General features: G+C 68.6%; 16 protein-coding genes and 1 pseudogene. 14 read left to right on the top strand and 3 right to left on the bottom strand.

Annotated elements, in window-relative coordinates:
* Positions 1-15: 15 nt before the first annotated feature.
* From LDQ05_RS02005 to LDQ05_RS01975, 7 genes and pseudogenes are all read left to right on the top strand, one after another.
* On the top strand, positions 16-1,173 hold the full coding sequence (locus LDQ05_RS02005) for an acyl-CoA dehydrogenase family protein (protein ID WP_226435225.1): 1,158 nt from the start codon (positions 16-18) through the stop codon (positions 1,171-1,173).
* A 3-nt stretch (positions 1,174-1,176) separates the two neighbouring features.
* A complete protein-coding gene (locus tag LDQ05_RS02000) occupies positions 1,177-2,760 on the top strand; it encodes an acyl-CoA synthetase (protein WP_226435224.1) in 1,584 nt (527 codons plus the stop codon).
* Positions 2,760-3,377, top strand: a complete 618-nt coding sequence (locus LDQ05_RS01995) for a TetR/AcrR family transcriptional regulator (RefSeq protein ID WP_226435223.1) — start codon at positions 2,760-2,762, stop codon at positions 3,375-3,377. Before LDQ05_RS02000 ends, LDQ05_RS01995 begins: the two co-directional genes overlap by 1 nt.
* The gene (locus tag LDQ05_RS01990) at positions 3,374-4,519 is read left to right on the top strand and encodes an acyl-CoA dehydrogenase family protein (RefSeq protein ID WP_226435222.1); all 1,146 of its coding nucleotides are present in this window, start codon (positions 3,374-3,376) and stop codon (positions 4,517-4,519) included. Before LDQ05_RS01995 ends, LDQ05_RS01990 begins: the two co-directional genes overlap by 4 nt.
* 50 nt (positions 4,520-4,569) lie before the next feature.
* The gene (locus LDQ05_RS01985) at positions 4,570-5,616 is read left to right on the top strand and encodes an acyl-CoA dehydrogenase family protein (protein ID WP_372461015.1); all 1,047 of its coding nucleotides are present in this window, start codon (positions 4,570-4,572) and stop codon (positions 5,614-5,616) included.
* Positions 5,617-5,659: 43 nt separating this feature from the next.
* A pseudogene (locus LDQ05_RS01980) lies at positions 5,660-5,968 on the top strand (FdhF/YdeP family oxidoreductase); the annotation flags it as partial.
* A gap of 276 nt (positions 5,969-6,244) precedes the next feature.
* Entirely contained in the window at positions 6,245-7,459 is a 1,215-nt protein-coding gene (locus LDQ05_RS01975; RefSeq protein WP_226435220.1) for a CaiB/BaiF CoA transferase family protein, read from the top strand.
* A 78-nt stretch (positions 7,460-7,537) separates the two neighbouring features.
* Here LDQ05_RS01975 and LDQ05_RS01970 read toward each other — a convergent pair whose 3' ends face one another.
* Positions 7,538-8,227, bottom strand: coding sequence for an SDR family NAD(P)-dependent oxidoreductase (locus LDQ05_RS01970; RefSeq protein ID WP_226435219.1), 690 nt, complete (start codon positions 8,225-8,227; stop codon positions 7,538-7,540).
* 258 nt (positions 8,228-8,485) lie between these two features.
* Here LDQ05_RS01970 and LDQ05_RS01965 point away from each other — a divergent pair, with 258 nt between their 5' ends.
* Genes LDQ05_RS01965 through LDQ05_RS01950 form a run of 4 tightly spaced genes read left to right on the top strand, consistent with a single transcriptional unit; the run spans position 8,486 to position 13,353 of the window.
* The gene (locus LDQ05_RS01965; protein WP_226435218.1) at positions 8,486-9,205 is read left to right on the top strand and encodes a dienelactone hydrolase family protein; all 720 of its coding nucleotides are present in this window, start codon (positions 8,486-8,488) and stop codon (positions 9,203-9,205) included.
* 58 nt (positions 9,206-9,263) lie between these two features.
* Complete coding sequence (locus tag LDQ05_RS01960) at positions 9,264-10,262, top strand: MDR family oxidoreductase (protein WP_226435217.1); 999 nt, start codon at positions 9,264-9,266, stop codon at positions 10,260-10,262.
* Positions 10,263-10,321: 59 nt separating this feature from the next.
* Positions 10,322-12,265, top strand: coding sequence for a 2-oxoacid:acceptor oxidoreductase subunit alpha (locus tag LDQ05_RS01955; protein WP_226435216.1), 1,944 nt, complete (start codon positions 10,322-10,324; stop codon positions 12,263-12,265).
* Complete coding sequence (locus LDQ05_RS01950; protein ID WP_226435215.1) at positions 12,262-13,353, top strand: 2-oxoacid:ferredoxin oxidoreductase subunit beta; 1,092 nt, start codon at positions 12,262-12,264, stop codon at positions 13,351-13,353. The genes LDQ05_RS01955 and LDQ05_RS01950 overlap by 4 nt, the downstream gene beginning before the upstream one ends.
* A gap of 152 nt (positions 13,354-13,505) precedes the next feature.
* Here LDQ05_RS01950 and LDQ05_RS01945 read toward each other — a convergent pair whose 3' ends face one another.
* The gene (locus tag LDQ05_RS01945; RefSeq protein ID WP_226435214.1) at positions 13,506-14,507 is read right to left on the bottom strand and encodes a MaoC family dehydratase; all 1,002 of its coding nucleotides are present in this window, start codon (positions 14,505-14,507) and stop codon (positions 13,506-13,508) included.
* Between the two features lies 1 nt (position 14,508).
* A complete protein-coding gene (locus tag LDQ05_RS01940) occupies positions 14,509-15,357 on the bottom strand; it encodes an HpcH/HpaI aldolase/citrate lyase family protein (RefSeq protein WP_226435213.1) in 849 nt (282 codons plus the stop codon).
* Between the two features lie 235 nt (positions 15,358-15,592).
* Between LDQ05_RS01940 and LDQ05_RS01935 the strand changes: the two genes are divergently transcribed.
* The 3 genes from LDQ05_RS01935 to LDQ05_RS01925 are packed head-to-tail and all read left to right on the top strand — an operon-like array spanning position 15,593 to position 17,999.
* The gene (locus LDQ05_RS01935) at positions 15,593-16,744 is read left to right on the top strand and encodes an acyl-CoA dehydrogenase family protein (protein ID WP_226435212.1); all 1,152 of its coding nucleotides are present in this window, start codon (positions 15,593-15,595) and stop codon (positions 16,742-16,744) included.
* 27 nt (positions 16,745-16,771) lie between these two features.
* Complete coding sequence (locus LDQ05_RS01930) at positions 16,772-17,515, top strand: GntR family transcriptional regulator (protein ID WP_226435211.1); 744 nt, start codon at positions 16,772-16,774, stop codon at positions 17,513-17,515.
* A gap of 31 nt (positions 17,516-17,546) precedes the next feature.
* On the top strand, positions 17,547-17,999 hold the full coding sequence (locus LDQ05_RS01925; RefSeq protein WP_226435210.1) for a MaoC family dehydratase: 453 nt from the start codon (positions 17,547-17,549) through the stop codon (positions 17,997-17,999).
* Positions 18,000-18,002 lie beyond the last annotated feature (3 nt).

The following is an 18,002-nucleotide window of genomic DNA, read 5'->3' as shown; positions in this document are numbered from 1 at the left end:
CGTAAGGACACCACCGTGAAACGTTCGATCATCACCGAAGATCACGAACAGTTCCGAAAGATGGTGCGCGACTTCATCGAACGCGAGGTCGTGCCGCACCGCGAGGAATGGGACGACGCGGGCCGGCCCCCCAGGTCCTTCTTCGAGCGTCTCGGCGAACTCGGGATCCTCGGCATCCAGGTGCCCGAGGAGTACGGGGGCGGCGGCGAATCCAGCTTCGTGTACAACGCGATCGTGTTCGAGGAGGTCTCCCGCGCGGGTGTGTCCTTCGGCTCGTACACCGTGCACACCTGCCTGATCCTGCCGTACCTGCTCGAATACGGCACCGACGAGCAGAAACAGCGTTGGCTTCCCGGCTTCGCCGACGGCTCCCTCATGACCGCCATCGCGATGACGGAGCCCGGTACCGGATCGGATCTCGCCAACATCGCGACCACCGCGAAACTATCCGACGACGGATCCCACTACGTCGTCAACGGTGCCAAGACGTTCATCACCGGTGGTGTGACCGCCGACCTGATCCTGACGGTGTGCCGCACGGCCCCGTTCGATCCGGAGAACCGGCGCGGTGGGCTCTCCATCATCGCGGTGCCCACGGCCGCCGAGGGGTTCGCCGTCGGACGCAGGCTCGACAAGATCGGCCTGCACCAGCAGGACACCGCGGAGCTGTCCTTCACCGACGTGAAGGTGCCCGTGGAGAACCTCCTCGGTGAACAAGGGCGGGGCTTCGAGTACCTCACCCACAATCTTCCGCAGGAGCGGCTCAGTATCGCCTTGAACCAGGTCGGGTTCGCCGAGGCCGCCATCCACCACGCGATCGAATACACCAAGGACCGCAAGGTGTTCGGCAAGCCCGTCGCCTCGTTCCAGAACACCAAGTTCGTCCTGGCCGAATGCTCCGCCGAGACGCAGGCCGCACGCGTGTACGCCGACCACTGCCTCGAACTGCTCGACCGGAACGAACTGACCGTCGCCGACGCCGCGCGAGCCAAGCTGTTCTGCACCGAGGTCGCCGGCCGTGTCGTCGACAAGTGTCTGCAACTGCACGGCGGCTACGGTTACATCACCGAGTACCCGGTCGCGCGGCTGTACGCGGACACGCGGGTCACCCGCATCTACGGCGGCACCAGCGAGGTCATGAAGACGATCATCTCCAAGGACCTGGGGTTGTAGCCGATGTACCCGGGACGCTACGCCGCGGTCGACCCGCACCGGATCGCCGTCCACGAGACCGTGATCGGCAGGGCCGTCACCTATCGGGAGCTCGACGAGGGGTCGGCGCGGTTCGCTCACTGGCTGCGCGCCCACGGCGTCGACGTCGGCGACCACATCGCCGTTCTCACCGTCAACGACGCCGCCGCGTACGAACTGTACTGGGGTGCAATGCGATCGGGCGTGTACGTCACGTTCGTCAACTCGCATCTGGCGCCGGCCGAGGCGGCGCACGTCGTGGACGACTGCGATGCGAAGGTTCTCGTGGTGTCCGCTCGGCTCGCGGACCTCGCCGAACGTCTGGTACCGCTGACCCCGGCCGTGCACCACCGGATTGCCTTCGGGGGATCGGTGGCCGGACACCTGGTGTACGAGGACGAGGTCGCTGCCCGGCCGTTGACGCCGCCGGCGGATCAGCCGCGCGGCGCCGACATGCTGTACTCGTCGGGTACCACGGGGCGACCGAAGGGCATCAAGTTGCCGCTCACCGGCGCGCAGGTCGGCGACGAGCCGGGGCCACCGGTGCTGCAGATGCTGCGGCACTTCGGATTCGGTGAGGACACGGTGTACCTGTCGCCGGCGCCGATCTACCATGCGGCGCCTCTGCGCTACAGCGCCGGAACGCAGGCGCTCGGTGGCACCGTCGTGCTCATGGACCGGTTCGCCCCGGAAGAGTGCCTGGCCGTGATCGAGAAGTTCGGCGTCACCCACAGTCAATGGGTGCCGACGCATTTCGTGCGGCTGCTCGCCCTGGACGGATCTGTGCGTGACCGCTACGACCTGTCGACGATGCGGGTGGCCCTGCACTCCGCGGCGCCGTGTCCCGTCGACGTCAAACAGCGACTCATGCAGTGGTGGGGCGAGATCGTGTACGAGTACTACTCGTCCACCGAATCGATCGGCAGCACGCTCATCGGACCGCGCGAGTGGCTCCGCCGCCCGGGCAGCGTCGGCCGGACGGGGGCGCCCGGATCGGCGGGGATCGCCCACATCTGCGACGGCGACGGGCGGGTACTGCCGCCTGGCGAGATGGGGACCGTCTACTTCGAACGACCCGGATACCACGTCGGATACCACAAGGACCCGGAGAAGAGCGCATCTATCCGGCACCCGGAGTTCTCCGACTGGTCGACCACCGGCGACCTCGGATACCTCGACTCCGACGGGTATCTGTACCTGACCGGACGGGACAAGTTCACGATCATCTCCGGGGGTGTCAACATCTACCCGCAGGAGATCGAGAACGTCCTCGCGCTGCACCCGTCGATCGCCGACGTCGCCGTCGTGGGCGTACCGGATGCCGACCGGGGCGAACGCGTCGAGGCGTTCGTGCAACTCGTCGACGGAGTCGTCGGTGACGGTGAGATCGAACGCGACATCATCGACCACTGCCGGGAGAAGCTGTCCCGCTTCAAATGTCCGCGACACGTGCGGTTCGTCGACGAACTGCCGCGCACCCCGACGGGCAAGATGGTCAAGGGCGCGTTGAGCGACCTCGTCCGGTCGTATGCGGATCCGGATGCCGCGCCGTTCCCGGGTGCCGTGTGATGGTTCCGTCACCGAAGCAGCGGGTGTTCATCGAGGCCGGTCGTAAGGAGTTCGTGCGCAACGGCTACGGCGCGTCGTCGATCCGGACGATCGCGCAGGAGGCGGGCGTGAGCCTGTCGGCGCTCTACTACCACTACAAGAACAAGCAGGACCTGCTGCTCGCGACACTGCTCGACGGCGTCGACACCTACGACGCGGTGTGTGACGCCGAACTCGACTCCGCGGGAGATGATCCCGTCGATCGGTTGCGGGCGCTCGTGCGGGGGAACGTGAAGTTCCGTACCCGCTATCCCGACCACGGGCGGATGATCGCAACCGAGGTCCGCAATCTCGACTCCGAGGGGGCGAGGCGGTACGACGAGCGTCGTCGTGCCGGGCGCCGGCGGATCCGCGACATCATCGACGACGGCATCGCGTCCGGAGCGTTCACCACTGCGCACCCCGACGACTGTCGCCGCTCGATCCTGGCGATGACGTCGGCGATCGCGAACTGGTACGACCCGAACGGGCCCGCGACACCCGACGAGATCGCGGACCGCTACGCGGATCTGGCATTGGCACTGCTGTGCCCGAACGTGGCCGCGCTCGCGGCCACCGGTGAAGGAGACATGCGTTGAGAACCCGACTCGTTCCGCCGGCCGGGGTATCCGACCCCGCACTCGCCGAGTTGCGCACGCAGGTACGAACGTTCCTGCACGAACAGATCGACGCGGGGGTGTTCACCCCCGGAATCGACACGTGGCTGACCCGGTGGAACCCCGAGTTCACCCGGGCGCTCGCCGCGCGAGGCTGGCTCGGCATGACGATCCCGGTCGAATACGGGGGTCACGGCCGGTCGTTCATGGAACGGTTCGTCGTCACCGAGGAGCTGCTCGCCGTCGGAGCACCGGTGGCCGCGCAGTGGGTCGCGGACCGGCAGGCCGCACCGTCGCTGTTGAAGTACGGCACGGAAGAACAGAAGCAGCGCTTCCTCCCGGGAATCGCGGCGGGGCAGATCTGCTGGGCCATCGGCATGTCCGAACCCGAGTCCGGTTCGGATCTCGCCGGCGTGAAGACGCGGGCGACTCGGACGGACGGAGGCTGGTCGGTGACCGGCACCAAATTGTGGACGTCCGGCGCCCATTACGCCGATGCGTTCTTCGCGTTGGCACGGTCTGCACCGCTCGACCCTGCGCACCGGCACGACGGTCTGAGCCAGTTCATCGTGCTGCTCGACTCGCCCGGTGTGACGATCCGGCCGATCCTGTCGATGTCGGGCGACCATCACTTCAACGAGGTGATCCTGGACGAGGTGTTCGTTCCCGACGATCTCGTGCTGGGGAGGATCGGCGCCGGTTGGGAACAGGTCACGAGCGAACTCGGATTCGAACGCAGCGGACCGGAACGGTTCCTGTCGACCTTCGGTCTGCTCGACGGACTCGTCGGGGGTGTCGCGGCGGGAACGGCCCCGCGCGACACCCGCATCGGTGCGATCATCGGCCGGATGGTGGGCCTGCACGGCATGTCCACGGCCGTGTCCGAATCCCTGCAGCGCGGTGAGAACGCCGAACTCGCGGCATCGGTGGTGAAGGTACTGGGCACGAAGACCGAGGGGGATGTCGCGGATCTCGCCGACGAGCTGTGCGGTTACACCGCCTCGGACGAAGGTCTCGCAGATCTCGTCCGGGCCGGCGTCATGCAGCGTCCGGGCTTCACGTTACGCGGTGGAACCAGCGAGATCCTGCGCGGGGTCATCGCACGAGGATTGGGAATGCGTTGAGCAACAACGGTAGCGACATCGACCACACGGAACTTCGCGACTTCGCGGCGATGCTGGCAGAGGTACTCACCCCGGGCGACGACCACCGCATCGGCGCGGTGGTCCGACTCGACCGGCCGCTCTGGTCGACGCTGGCCGATCTCGGACTGACCCGGCTGACCGGGCGCGAGGAATCCGGCGGCAGCGGTGCGGGGTGGGCGGAGGCGGCGCTGCTCCTGACGGCGGTCGGAGCGTCGGCGGCCGCGGTACCGGTCGCGGAGAACGACCTCCTCGCCGGGTGGCTGCTGGAGGAGGCCGGGCTCGCCGCCGCCGATGCGGTGCGCACGGTGGCGGTGGTCGACGACAGCGGTGCCGCGCGATCGGTGCCGTGGGCTCGCGACACCGATTCGATCGTCGTCACGTGGCGGGCAGGGGACGGCACGTGGCGGGTGGCGGACGTGCCCCGGGACCGGATCGAGCTGACCGCGGCAGTGGATCTCGCGTCCGAGCCGCGTGATCACATCCGCGTCGACCTGTCTGCGGTGGACGGGGTCGAGATCTCGGGAGCCGTGGTCGAGCAGATCCGCTACCGAGGCGCATTGGCGCGTGCTCTCGCCTCGGCGGGCGCGATGGAACGAATCGTCGAACTGGTCGTCGAACACACCACCGCGCGAGTGCAGTTCGGTCGTCCGCTCGGAAGGTTCCAGGCGGTGCAGGCGCTCGTGGCGGACCTCGCCGCGGAATCGGCACTCGCTCGCGCGGCGGTGGACGGTGCGGTCGCCCGCGTGAGCGAGCACGGGTTCGGAGGCGACGCGACGCGCTTCGCGGTCGCGGCGGCAGCCTCGTGCGCCGGTCACGCCGCGGCGGTGGTCGCTCGCAACGCGCACCAGGCGCTCGGGGCGATCGGGTTCACGATGGAACACGAGCTGCATCGGCACACCAACCGGATCCTGTCGTGGCGCAGCGAATTCGGCACACTTGCCGCGTGGGATGCCGAGCTGTTGGACGCCGCGATGACGGCGGGGCAGGTGTGGCCGCTGATCACGGGGGCGGATCGAGCACCACGGAACGGTCGGGAGAGAGTCGGGCCGGGGCGCTCCGAACGACCCGGCGGATGAGATCGCGGGTGCGGCGACACCGAGCGCACCCGTGGACGAGGGCAACGACCGCTACCGGGGTGTCGAGAACCTGCGGACACTGATCTTCATGAACGCGGACGACATGAAGGTGCGGGGCGTCGGCGAGTTCGACAGGGTGGACATCACCAGCCATGCCCGCGACGGCAGCACCCGCACCCTGCGCGGCTACACCGCGCTCCCGTACGACATCCCGCCCGGCTCGGCCGCCGGGTACATGCCCGAGATGAACGTGCTGTGCGCGATCGGCGACTACAGCACACAGAGCGATCAGCCGATCATGAAGAACGTGAAGGTCACCGTCGAGCGGTCGGATCGGAACGGCTCCGCGTGACCGTCGGCCCCGCCGGTCCCGACTCTCATCGGGGGTACCGTCCGGTGGTGGGTGCGCCGCGGTAGTGCTGCGAGCCGCAGGTATCCGGCCGCGGCGGAGTACGGACGCGCACGTGTCCAATACCTGATGGGAATGTGACCGTGAGCGAATACGTATCGGTGTGAGGTTTGCGTCCGGTGTCGCACGGCGGCAGCATGGAACACCGATTCCGGTGCCGGGTGCCCGGTCGTGCGCACGGGTACGCGCACGCGAGGAGGAGAGGGGCCGATCGTCGAGATGGCCGAACAGTCGATGTCCGACGGGGAACGCGACGACCTGCCGTTGCACGGTGTCACCGTGGTGAGCCTCGAACAGGCGGTCGCCGCGCCGCTCGCGACGCGACATCTCGCGGATCTGGGAGCCCGCGTCGTCAAGATCGAGCGTGTCGGTGACGGTGATTTCGCGCGCGACTACGACAGTGCCGTGCTCGGGATGGCAGCGCATTTCGTGTGGCTCAACCGCGGCAAGGAGTCGTTCGCGGTCGACCTGAAGGCACCTGCCGGTATCGATGCGGTGCGGACGCTGATCGCCGGTGCGGACGTCTTCCTGCAGAATCTCGCGCCGGGAGCCGTCGAACGCCTCGGACTCGGCGCCGACGATCTCCGCGCCGACCACCCCGAGCTGATCGTCGTGAACATGTCCGGGTACGGCACCGACGGACCCATGCGTGATCGTAAGGCGTACGACCTGCTGGTCCAGTCCGAAACCGGGTTGTGTTCGATCACCGGGACCCCGGAGACCGCCGTCAAGACGGGCATCCCGACCGCGGACATCGCCGCCGGGATGTACGCGTTGACGTCGATCCAGGCAGCGCTGCTGCGGCGCGTCCGCACCGGGGTGGGCGCGACCGTCGACGTGTCGATGTTCGATGCCACCGCCGAGTGGCTCGGATACCCCATGTACCTGCAGATGTATCAGGATCGGCAGGTGCCGCGGATGGGCCTGGCACACACGTCCATCGCCCCGTACGACAAATATCCGACAGCCGATGGGGAGATCCTCATCGGTGTGCAGAACGACCGCGGCTGGCGCACTCTCGTCACCGACGTGCTCGGCATGCCCGAACTGGCCGACGACCCTCGGTACGCGACGAATGTGGAGCGAGTGCGTCATCGCGCAGAGGTCGACGACCTCGTCGGCAAGGCGACCCGCGTGTTCGTCGGTGCCGATCTCGACGAGAAGCTCTGTGCCGCAGGGATCCCCGCCGCCCAGCTGCGTGATCTGGGAGGTCTGGTAGATCATCCGCAGCTCGCCGCCCGCGATCGGTGGCGGGAGGTGCAGACCGGGGCCGGTGCGATCCGCGCGATCCGCCCGCCGATGAACTTCCGTGACGTCGAACTGCCGATGGGGGCCGTCCCGGAACTCGGCGAGCACACCGACACCGTTCTGGCGCAGCTCGGATCGACCGACGAACAGATCGAGGGCCTGCGCAAGGCCGGCATCGTCGGGTGAACCCTCCCTGCCGCCGGGTCTGCCACCCCTGGGTTCGTGCGGTACGGGGAGCCGATGTCATGCGACGAAGCGGCGGGGTCAGACCTTCGTGACCGGGATCAGCGCGCCGGTGACCGGGGAACCGGCATCGGAGAGCAGGAATCCGATGACCTTCGCGACGTCCGCGGGTTGCGACCATCGGCCGGTGTCGGCTGCGGGCATCGCCGCGCGGTTGGCGGGCGTGTCGATGACGACCGGCAACAGTGCGTTGACCCGGATGTGGTCGTCGCGGTACTCGACGGCCATGGTCTCCACGAGTGCGGACACCGCGGCTTTGGAGGCGATGTAGGAGGCACCGCCCGCGAACGGGTTACGTGTCGCGGCGGCGGAGATGCACACGATGGATCCGCCGCCGTGGCGGATCAGGTGGGGTAGTGCGGCCCGGCTGACGGCGTATGCGGTGCGCACGTTGATGTCGAGTTGGGAGTCGAGGGCGTCGAGGGGGGTCTCGTGCACGCGCGGGCCCGCGCTGAATCCGCCGACGAGGTTGACGACACCGAACAACGGTGCGTCCGGGTCGTCGGTGGCCGCGGACAGGGCGTCCTCGAGCTGCTGCGCGTCGGTGAGGTCGGCGCGCACGAGGTGCAGGTTCGGGTGTGTGCCGACGCGGTCCAGTTCCTCGCGCACCAGCCACGGGACGACGACACGCCACCCGGACTCGAGCAGATGTGCGGTGACCGCGGCGCCGAGGCCACCGGTGCCGCCGCTGACGAGTGCGGTGCGGGTCATGTCCCACCGTCCTTCCGTGGAGTGCTCGGCGTACCGGTGGTGTGCGCCGTCGCCGAGGTCGGTCCGTTCGGGCCACTCGCCCGAGGCGGTACCGAATATACCCGAAACGAAAATGGCATTCTCGTTCGTCTTGTTCAGTGGGAATTCGAGTGTCGATCGGTGTTCGTGGGCATCATGGCAGGCGCACAGTGGTCCCGACGGCGAATGTGGCGTACGAAGAGGGAAGAGCGGGACGAGACCGACACGGGAGGCGTACCGATGCGTGACATCGAAGCGGAGCACGTGCACATCGGTGGTCTGCGTGCCTACCTGGCTCGCCCCCTCGGCGGCACCGATGCCGGGATGCTGCTCCTGCCCATGGTCACCGGGATCGGCGAGCAGGTCCGTGAGTACGCGGCCGACCTCGCCTCCTCGGGTGTCACCGCGCTCGTGTGGGATCCCTGGCACGGCCGGAGCTCCGACGACACCGAACCGCAACGGCTCGCCGAGTCGATGACCGACCTGCGCGACGAGGACTGCCTCGCCGAGATGGGAATCCTGCTCGACCACGCCCGCGGAGAGCTCGGCCTGGCGCGGGTCGGGGTGATCGGCTGGTGCCTCGGCGGACGGTTCGCGCTGCTCCTCGGTGCCCGCGACCCGCACATCGCGACCGTCGTCGCGTACCATCCGTCGATCCTCGTTCCGGCGCCGGACCACCACGTGCTCGACGCCGTGGACCACGCCGCCCGGATCACCGCGCCGACGATGATCGTGCACGCCGGAGCGGACACCGTCATGACGACCGAGACGTTCGCGGCTCTGCAATCAGCGCTGCAGAGCCGCTCCGTCGGCGCAACGGTCGTGCACGTCTATCCCGGTGCCGCACACGGATTCAGCAACAGACCCCGGCAGGTGGACCCGGTGAACGCGGCGGCCTGGACACTGTCGTGGCCGAGCGTGCAGAGGTTCGTCGCCGACACCACCGCGACCGACGGGTGACAGCGCGGAGGACCGAACACCTCGCGACCCGAACAGCGAAGAGAGGAACCGGAACACAGTGGAGCAGTACCCCGCCTACGTCGTCACCGAACCGGGGCCGGCAGCCCTGACACGACTGACCGACACCGATCTACCCGACGGCGACGTCACCGTCGACATCGCCTACTCGTCCCTCAACTTCAAGGACGGACTGTCCGTCACAGGGAAGGGGAGGATAGCGCGTCGATTCCCCATGACCGCAGGCATCGACCTCGCCGGGACGGTCGCCCGGTCCGAGTCACCCGACTGGGCGCCCGGCGACGACGTGATCCTCACCGGCTGGGGGCTGTCGGAGACGCATCCCGGCGCGTACACCACCCGCCAGCGGGTGCGCTCCGAATGGCTCGTCCGGCGCCCCGAGGGCCTCGACGCCGCCCGCGCGATGGCGATCGGCACCGCGGGACTCACCGCCATGCTGTGCGTGCAGGAACTCGAGAACCACGGCGTGCGCCCCGGAGACGGGGACGTGCTCGTCACCGGAGCCGCCGGTGGTGTCGGCAGCGTCGCGGTCGCGGTTCTCGCGCAACTGGGCTACGACGTCGTCGCGTCCACCGGTCGGCCCGAGGAACACGACCATCTCACCGGGCTGGGCGCACGCTCGTTCCTCGACCGGGCCGAACTCGGTGGTGAGCCGGGGCGACCCCTGCAGACCGAGCAGTGGGTCGGCGCGATCGACACCGTGGGTTCGTCGACACTCGCCAACGTGCTCAGCCGCACCGCGTACCGCGGAACGGTCGCCGCGTGCGGCCTCGCCGGAGGCAACGACCTGCCGACCACGGTGCTGCCGTTCATCCTGCGCGGTGTCAAGCTCATCGGGGTCGACTCGGTGATGTGCCCGACGGACGTCCGCACCCGGGCGTGGCAGCGGCTCGCCACCGACCTGCCCGTCGACAAGCTCGACGCGCTCACCACCACGCGCGGCTTCGGGGAGATCCCGCAGCTCGCGGAAGACATCCTCGCGGGACGCACACGCGGCCGCGTGGTCATCGACATCGCCGGAACGGCCGGCGACGTGTAACCGAACCCGAACGTCCGCCGGGCGATCCGGGAGCGACCCGGCGGGGAATCGAGGCACGTATGGAGAGGCACCACAGCGACGTCGAGACCCGGACACTCGAACAGGTCGTCATCCGCATCGCGGGTGATTCCGGAGACGGCATGCAACTCGCCGGTGACCGGTTCACGGCCGAGGCGGCGGCCTTCGGCAACGACCTGGCCACCCAGCCGAACTTCCCCGCCGAGATCCGCGCCCCGCAGGGCACCGTGCCCGGGGTGTCGAGCTTCCAGATCCAGATCGCCGACCACGACATCCTCACGGCCGGTGACCGACCCGACGTGCTGGTCGCGATGAACCCGGCCGCCCTGAAATCCAACGTCGACGACCTGCCCGCCGGCGGCGTCCTGATCGTGGACGGCGACGAGTTCACCCGCCGCACCCTCGCGAAGGTCGGCTACGGCGGCGACCCGCTCGCGGAGGACCGCACCGGGCACCTGACCGTGCACACGGTACCGATGACCTCGCTGACGGTCACCGCCGTGGAATCCACCGGAATCGGGAAGAAGGACGCCCACCGCGCGAAGAACATGTTCGCCCTCGGGTTGCTGTCGTGGATGTACGGGCGACCCGTCGGCGGGGTGGAGACGTTCCTCGCCCGCAAGTTCGCCGACCGCCCCGACATCGCGCGGGCGAACACCCTCGCGTTGCATGCGGGATGGAACTACGGGGAGACCACCGAGGCGTTCGCCGTCGTCCAGCACGTGCCCCGCGCCGCCCTGCCCCCCGGCACGTACCGCCAGATCAGCGGCAACACCGCCCTCGCCTACGGGCTCGTCGCGGCCGGCCGCGCGACCGGGATGGACGTGTTCCTCGGCAGCTACCCGATCACGCCCGCCTCCGACATCCTGCACGAGCTGAGCCGGCTCGGACGGTTCCGCGTCCGCACGTTCCAGGCGGAGGACGAGATCGCCGGTGTCGGCGCGGCCCTCGGCGCGTCCTACGGCGGATCGTTGGGCGTGACCACCACCTCCGGTCCGGGTATCGCCCTGAAATCCGAGGCGATCGGACTGGCCGTCATGACCGAACTCCCACTGCTCGTCGTCGACGTGCAGCGCGGCGGACCGTCCACCGGCCTACCCACCAAGACCGAGCAGGCCGACCTGCTCCAAGCTCTGTTCGGACGCAACGGGGAGTCCCCGGTCGCGGTGGTCGCCCCCCGGTCGCCGGCCGACTGCTTCGACACCGCACTCGAAGCGGTGCGCATCGCCGTGACCCACCGGACGCCCGTGATGCTGTTGTCCGACGGCGCGATCGCCAACGGAACCGAGCCGTGGCGCATCCCCGACGCGGCGGACCTGCCGACGATCGACCCGGGATTCGCTCCCCCCGCCACCGACGACGACACCGGACACCTGCCGTACGCGCGGGACCCCGACACCCTCGCCCGAGACTGGGCGATCCCCGGCACCGCAGGGCGTGAGCACCGCGTCGGTGGCCTCGAGAAGTCGGACGGCACGGGCGACATCTCCTACCACCACGCCAACCACGAGATGATGACACGGGTGCGGTCCGCGAAGATCACGCGGATCGCGGTACCCGATCTCGACGTCGACGATCCGGACGATGACGCCGAGATCCTCGTCCTCGGTTGGGGTTCGTCGTACGGGCCGATCGGTGAGGCCGTGCGTCGGGCCCGCCGCGGCGGGCGTTCGGTGGCTCGCGCCCATCTGCGGCACCTGAACCCACTGCCCGCGAACACCGCCGACGTCCTCGCCCGCTACCGGCGGGTGCTGGTCCCGGAGATGAACCTCGGACAGCTGTCCCTGGTGCTCGCCGGTCGATTCGACGCCGACATCCAGCCCGTCACGAAGGTCGCGGGAATGGCGTTCCGCGCCGACGAGTTGCACGCGGCGCTGGACGAGGAGTTCGCGGGGACGTTGCACACGAGCGAGGCCGCGAAGACACCGAACGCGGCGGCGGCCGTCACGGTGCGGCCCGGCGTGCGGGAGAAGGAGGTTCGATGACAGGCCCCAGGCACAACGGGCACGCGCACGTGCTCGCCGGACACGACGTCGGGGTCGCACCGTCCGGCTACGCCGACGTGCCACGCGCGCACGGACCGTCGAAGGCGAAGGACTTCACCTCCGACCAGGAGGTGCGCTGGTGTCCCGGGTGTGGCGACTACGTCATCCTCGCGACCGTCCGCAGCATTCTTCCGGAACTCGGTCTCGCCCGGGAGAACATCGTGTTCGTCTCGGGAATCGGTTGTTCGTCGCGGTTCCCGTACTACCTCGACACCTACGGCGTGCACTCCATCCACGGTCGCGCGCCGACCTTCGCCACCGGCCTGGCGATCACCCGGCCCGACCTGTCGGTGTGGGTGATCACCGGTGACGGCGACGGTCTCTCGATCGGTGGAAACCACCTGATCCACGTGCTGCGTCGCAACGTGAACATGCGGATCCTGTTGTTCAACAATCGGATCTACGGACTCACCAAAGGCCAGTACTCACCGACCTCGGAGACGGGCAAGGTCGCCAAATCGACCCCGCGCGGGTCGGTCGACACCCCGTTCAACACGATGTCGCTCGCGATCGGAGCCGACGCGAGTTTCGTGGCGCGCGCCCTGGACTCCGACCGCGCCGGCCTCGGTGAGGTGTTGCGGGCAGCCGCGCAGCACCGCGGCACCGCCTTCGTCGAGATCCTGCAGGACTGCCCGATCTTCAACGACGGCTCGTTCGACCTGCTCCGCAAGGACGAAGCGGGAGCGCACCTGGTGCACGTGCGGCACGGAGAGCCGATCGTCTTCGGCGTCGACGACGAACTGTGCGTCGTGCAGAAGGGATTCGGTCTCGCCGTGGCGAACGTCGTGGACGTGGACCCCGACGACATCGTGGTGCACGACGCCCACACCGACGACCCCGAATACGCGTACGCCCTGTCGAGGCTGTCGCGGCAGGACCTGACGTACACCGTCACCGGCGTCGTTCGCGCCGTGTCGCGCCCCACCTACGACGACGGGGTGCGCGCGAAGGTGCGGTCGGCGGAGGAGTCCGCACCCGCCGATCTCCAAGGGCTGCTCGACGGCACGAACACGTGGACGGTGTCGTGACCGGTGGCGCGCCCCGAATCCACGTGGCCCACCCGGTTCGCCGGTGCCCGAGCGAATGCCCGGTTCGCCGGTGCCCGAGCGAATGTACCCATCGCTCTGATCAATCGATCGGACGATACATTCGCTCGGAAGCGGGTGGGGGCGAATGGAAGTCAGGCGGTGAGGGCGGTGAACCGCCAGTCCAGGACGGGGATGGGTTCCGTCGCGTCGGCGCGGTGCGCGTGCACGATCGAACGCAGACGCAGGACCCCGCCGCCGGTGGCGAGTGACTCCGCGGACTCGACGTGCAGGTCGCTGGTGAGGGTGTCGCCCTCGTGCACCGGTCCGGTGTGGTCGCAGGACTGCCAGCCGAGCACGGTCACCAGGTTGGGGAGAGCGCGGGAGGCCTGCGCGAGCGCCAGTCCGATCGTGTGCCCGCCGTACACGAGTCGTCCTGCGGCGCCGACGCGTTCGTCGTGGTGGGTCGCGGCGATGTTCAGGCTGAGCCGTGCGAGTTCGGGCGCGCAGGTGACCACGTCACCGCTCGAGGTGAGCACTGCGCCGACGAGGTCGGGATCGAAGTGCGCGCCGGGGACCTTCGCGCGGTACGCATCGAGATCCCACCCGTCGGGCACCGACCAGGCAGGTTCGTCCCGCGGACCGATCGTCGACAGGTCGTCGGTGTGGACGGTGCGCTCGGCGCTCGGCGAATCGCCGAGCGGGAGCATCGCGCACCGGTAGAAGTCCAGGACCGTGTTGCCGTCCTGGTCCACCGTGTTCATCCGTAACGCCGCCAGCCCGGTGGGCCTGCGACCGGGTTTCGCCGAGTTCTCCCTGAGCCCGACCACTTCCGTTGTCGTGTACAGGGTGTCGCCGATGAACGGGAACCGGTGGAACCGCAGCCCCCGGTAGAAGAGGTTCGCCTTCACATGGTGTGTGGCGAGGGTCGACTGCCCGATCGCGATGTCGGTGACGAGTCCTGCATGTGCGACGGGGCCGCCGGCGACCGCGACGGACAGATGCTTGTCGAGCGACAGTCGCAGCCGGTCGCCGAGGATCGCCTGGTGCGTTGCGGCGAGTCCGTCGGTGAGAGTCACGGCGGGCGCGGTGTCGAAGACCTGTCCGACGATCAGTTCGTCGAAGTAGGGTCCGCCCACGGGCAGAGGAGTGTTCACGTCATTCTCCGATCCTGGTGAGGGTGCGGCGTGCGGCGACCGCGACGGCCTCGTCGAGCATCTGCCCGTCGAGTCGGGCGGCACCGGCACCGCGGGCCTCGGCGTCTGCCAGCGCCACGAGAACCTTGCGTGCAGCTGCGACATCGCCGTCGGTGGGGGTGAACGCCGCTGCAGCAGAGTCGATCTGAGACGGGTGGATGACCCATTTCCCGTCGAAGCCGAGATCGGCGATCCAGCGGGCGGCGTGACGAAATCCGTCGTCGTCGGCGACCCCGAGGTAGGGGCCGTCGACGGCCTGGACACCGGCAGCGCGCGCAGCGTGCAGGACGCGGTCCTGCACGTACAGCCAGTGCTCGGGCGCGGCGGTGCGAGCGCGCCCGAGCGTTGCACCGAGGTCGGCGTACCCGATGACGACCGCGACGACGCGCGGTGCCGCAACGATCGCGTCGATGTTCTGCACGCCCGCCGGGGTTTCCACGAGCGCCTGGACGGCGAGCGGGGAGTCGCCCAGGATGGCGTCGGCCTCGACGAGGTCGGCGGCCGACTCGACCTTGGGGATCACGACGGACGCGAGGGTGTCGCCGAGCGCAGCACACGCGAGGAGGTCGTCGCGGAACCAGGGCGTACCGCGACCGTTGATCCGCACGGAGACGGTGCGTCTGGGTCCGTGGTCGAGTATCAGCGGCGCGATGAGTTCACGCGCGTCGGCCTTGCGGTCGACGGCGACGGCGTCTTCGAGGTCGAGGACCACTTCGTCGGCGGTGGAGGTCAGGGCCTTGCCGGCCTTGCGCTCGTCGGAACCGGGGGCGACGAGGGCGGCGCGCCGGCGGAGATGCTGCTCGGATGTCACGGAGAACCTCGGGTGTCTGAGGCGGCGGGGAACGCCGTCAAATGTACGGCCATTATTGTGTGACGCGCCAGTCGCATAGGTGGATGCAGCGGGATGCATCACGGAAAACTCTGGATTCGTGCCGGTTCGAGCGTCGGATTCGATTGACAACCGCACCCGCCGATCAACAAAATGGCCGTACAAATAGTTCGGTCCGGTGATCCGGGCCCGGCGGCACGAAACGAAGGAACCCCGCGTGAGCACTCTGAACGACGAAGAAACCTTCCTGGTCGAGACCGTCCGTGACTTCGTCGACCGCGAGGTCAAGCCGTCGGTGCAGGAGGTCGAGCACGCGAACGAGTACCCCGAGAAGTGGATCGAGCAGATGAAGCAGATCGGCATCTACGGGCTGGCCGTGCCCGAGGAGTACGGCGGATCGCCGGTGTCGATGCCCTGCTACGTGCAGGTCACCGAGGAACTCGCCCGTGGATGGATGTCGCTCTCCGGTGCGATGGGCGGGCACACCGTCGTCGCGAAGCTGCTCACCCTGTTCGGCACCGAGGAGCAGAAGCGCACGTACCTGCCCCGACTCGCGACCGGTGAGATCCGCGCGACGATGGCGCTCACGGAGCCCGGCGGCGGCTCGGACCTGCAGGCGATGACGACCACCGCCAAGCGCGACGGCGACGACCTGGTCATCAACGGCGCGAAGACGTGGATCACCAATGCGCGCCGCTCGGGGCTGATCGCGTTGTTGTGCAAAACGGATCCGACCGCGCAGCCGCGGCACAGGGGGATCTCGGTGGTGCTCGTCGAGCACGGGCCGGGACTGACCGTGTCGAGGGACCTGCCCAAACTCGGCTACAAGGGCGTCGAGTCGTGCGAGCTGAGCTTCGACGACTACCGGATCTCCGCCGACGCGATCCTCGGCGGCGAGCCGGGTAGGGGCTTCGGCCACATGATGAAGGGCCTCGAGACGGGGCGCCTGCAGGTGGCGTCGCGTGCGCTCGGGGTCGCCACGGCCGCCCTCGAGGATTCGCTGGAGTACGCGCAGCAGCGCGAGAGCTTCGGGCAGCCGATCTGGAAACACCAGTCCATCGGCAACTACCTGGCCGACATGGCGACCAAGCTCACCGCCGCTCGGCAGTTGGCACGGTTCGCGGCGGAGAAGTACGACGCCGGCGAACGCTGCGACATGGAGGCGGGTATGGCGAAGCTGTACTGCTCCGAGGTGGCGATGGAGATCGCGTTGAACGCCGTCCGTATCCACGGCGGCTACGGTTACTCCACCGAGTACGACGTCGAACGCTACTTCCGCGACGCGCCGCTGATGATCGTCGGTGAGGGCACCAACGAGATCCAGCGCAACGTGATCGCGGCGCAGCTCGTCGCCCGAGGCGGGCTCTGAGCATCGGACACCAGGATCGACTCCGTCATGGACAGGGCACGTGAGACCGAACCGGCGTACGCGCAGCTCGCGCGGGAACTGCGCGAGGCCGTGGAGGCCGGGCGCTACAGCGACGGCGCGCGCCTGCCCACCGAGGCCGAACTCGCCCGGCAACACGGCGTGAGTCGGCAGACGGTGCGCCGTGCCTTCCAGGATCTCGTCGCCGACGGCATCGTCTACCGGGTGCCGGGGCGCGGCACCTTCGCGAACGAGTCGGCCGGACGGTACCGCCGTCAGCTCGGTTCGATCGAGGATCTGCTGGCGTTGTCGGCCGACACCGTCATGGAGATCGTCGCGCCGCTGCGGCGCGGCGTCGACATCGACGCCGCGAGCCGGCTGCGCCTGGACACCGACCTGCTGTATTCGGTGGTGCTGCGTCGCGTGCACGACGGCATCCCGTTCGTCCTCACCACCGTCTACCTCCCGGACGGCGTCGCCGCGCACGTCGTCGACGAACCCGCACTGCAGGCGGGGGCATCGAGCCGCAACACCGTCATCGGCCTGCTCGAACCCCACTTGGACAGTCCGATCGTCGAAGCGGCACAGTCGATCACCGTGGCCCCCGCGTCGGCGCGGGTCGCCGCCGAACTCGATTGCGCAGTCGGTCATCCGCTGCTGCGCGTCGACCGGCTCTACTCGAACGAGGCGGGGACTCCCACGGAACTGTCGGTGAGCTGTTTCCTGCCCGAGCACTACACCTATCGCGTCACCCTGCGGCGCTCCGGTCACTGACCGGCGTCACGAACCACAAGGAGTCGAACACATGCGGGTATTCAACGGCATCGACGAGGTCGAGAAGGCGGTCGGCGAACCCCTCGGGCACAGCGACTGGGTCGACATCACCCAGGAGCGGGTGGACCGGTTCGCCGAGGCCACCGGTGACCACCAGTGGATCCACGTCGACCCCGAACGCGCCGCCACCGGTCTTTTCGGTGGAACGATCGCCCACGGCTATCTGACGCTGTCGCTGCTGCCGGTCCTCGGTTCGCAGATCTTCACCCTCGACGGGTTCGCGATGCGGGTGAACTACGGGGCCAACAAGGTTCGTTTTCCGTCTCCGGTTCCGGTCGGCTCGAAGGTGCGCGGAGCGGCGGAGTTCGTCTCGCTGGAACGCACCGCCAAAGGTGCGAATCTCGTGGTGAAGTACACCGTCGAGATCGAGGGTGCCGACCGACCGGCGCTCGTCGCCGAGACCATCGTGGTGCTCGTCCCCTGAGGT

The sequence above is a fragment of the Rhodococcus yananensis genome (genome assembly GCF_020515525.1).
Lineage (GTDB): Bacteria > Actinomycetota > Actinomycetes > Mycobacteriales > Mycobacteriaceae > Rhodococcus > Rhodococcus yananensis.
Note: the sequence above shows the minus strand (reverse complement) of the source record. Positions and strands in the feature narration are given on the sequence as shown.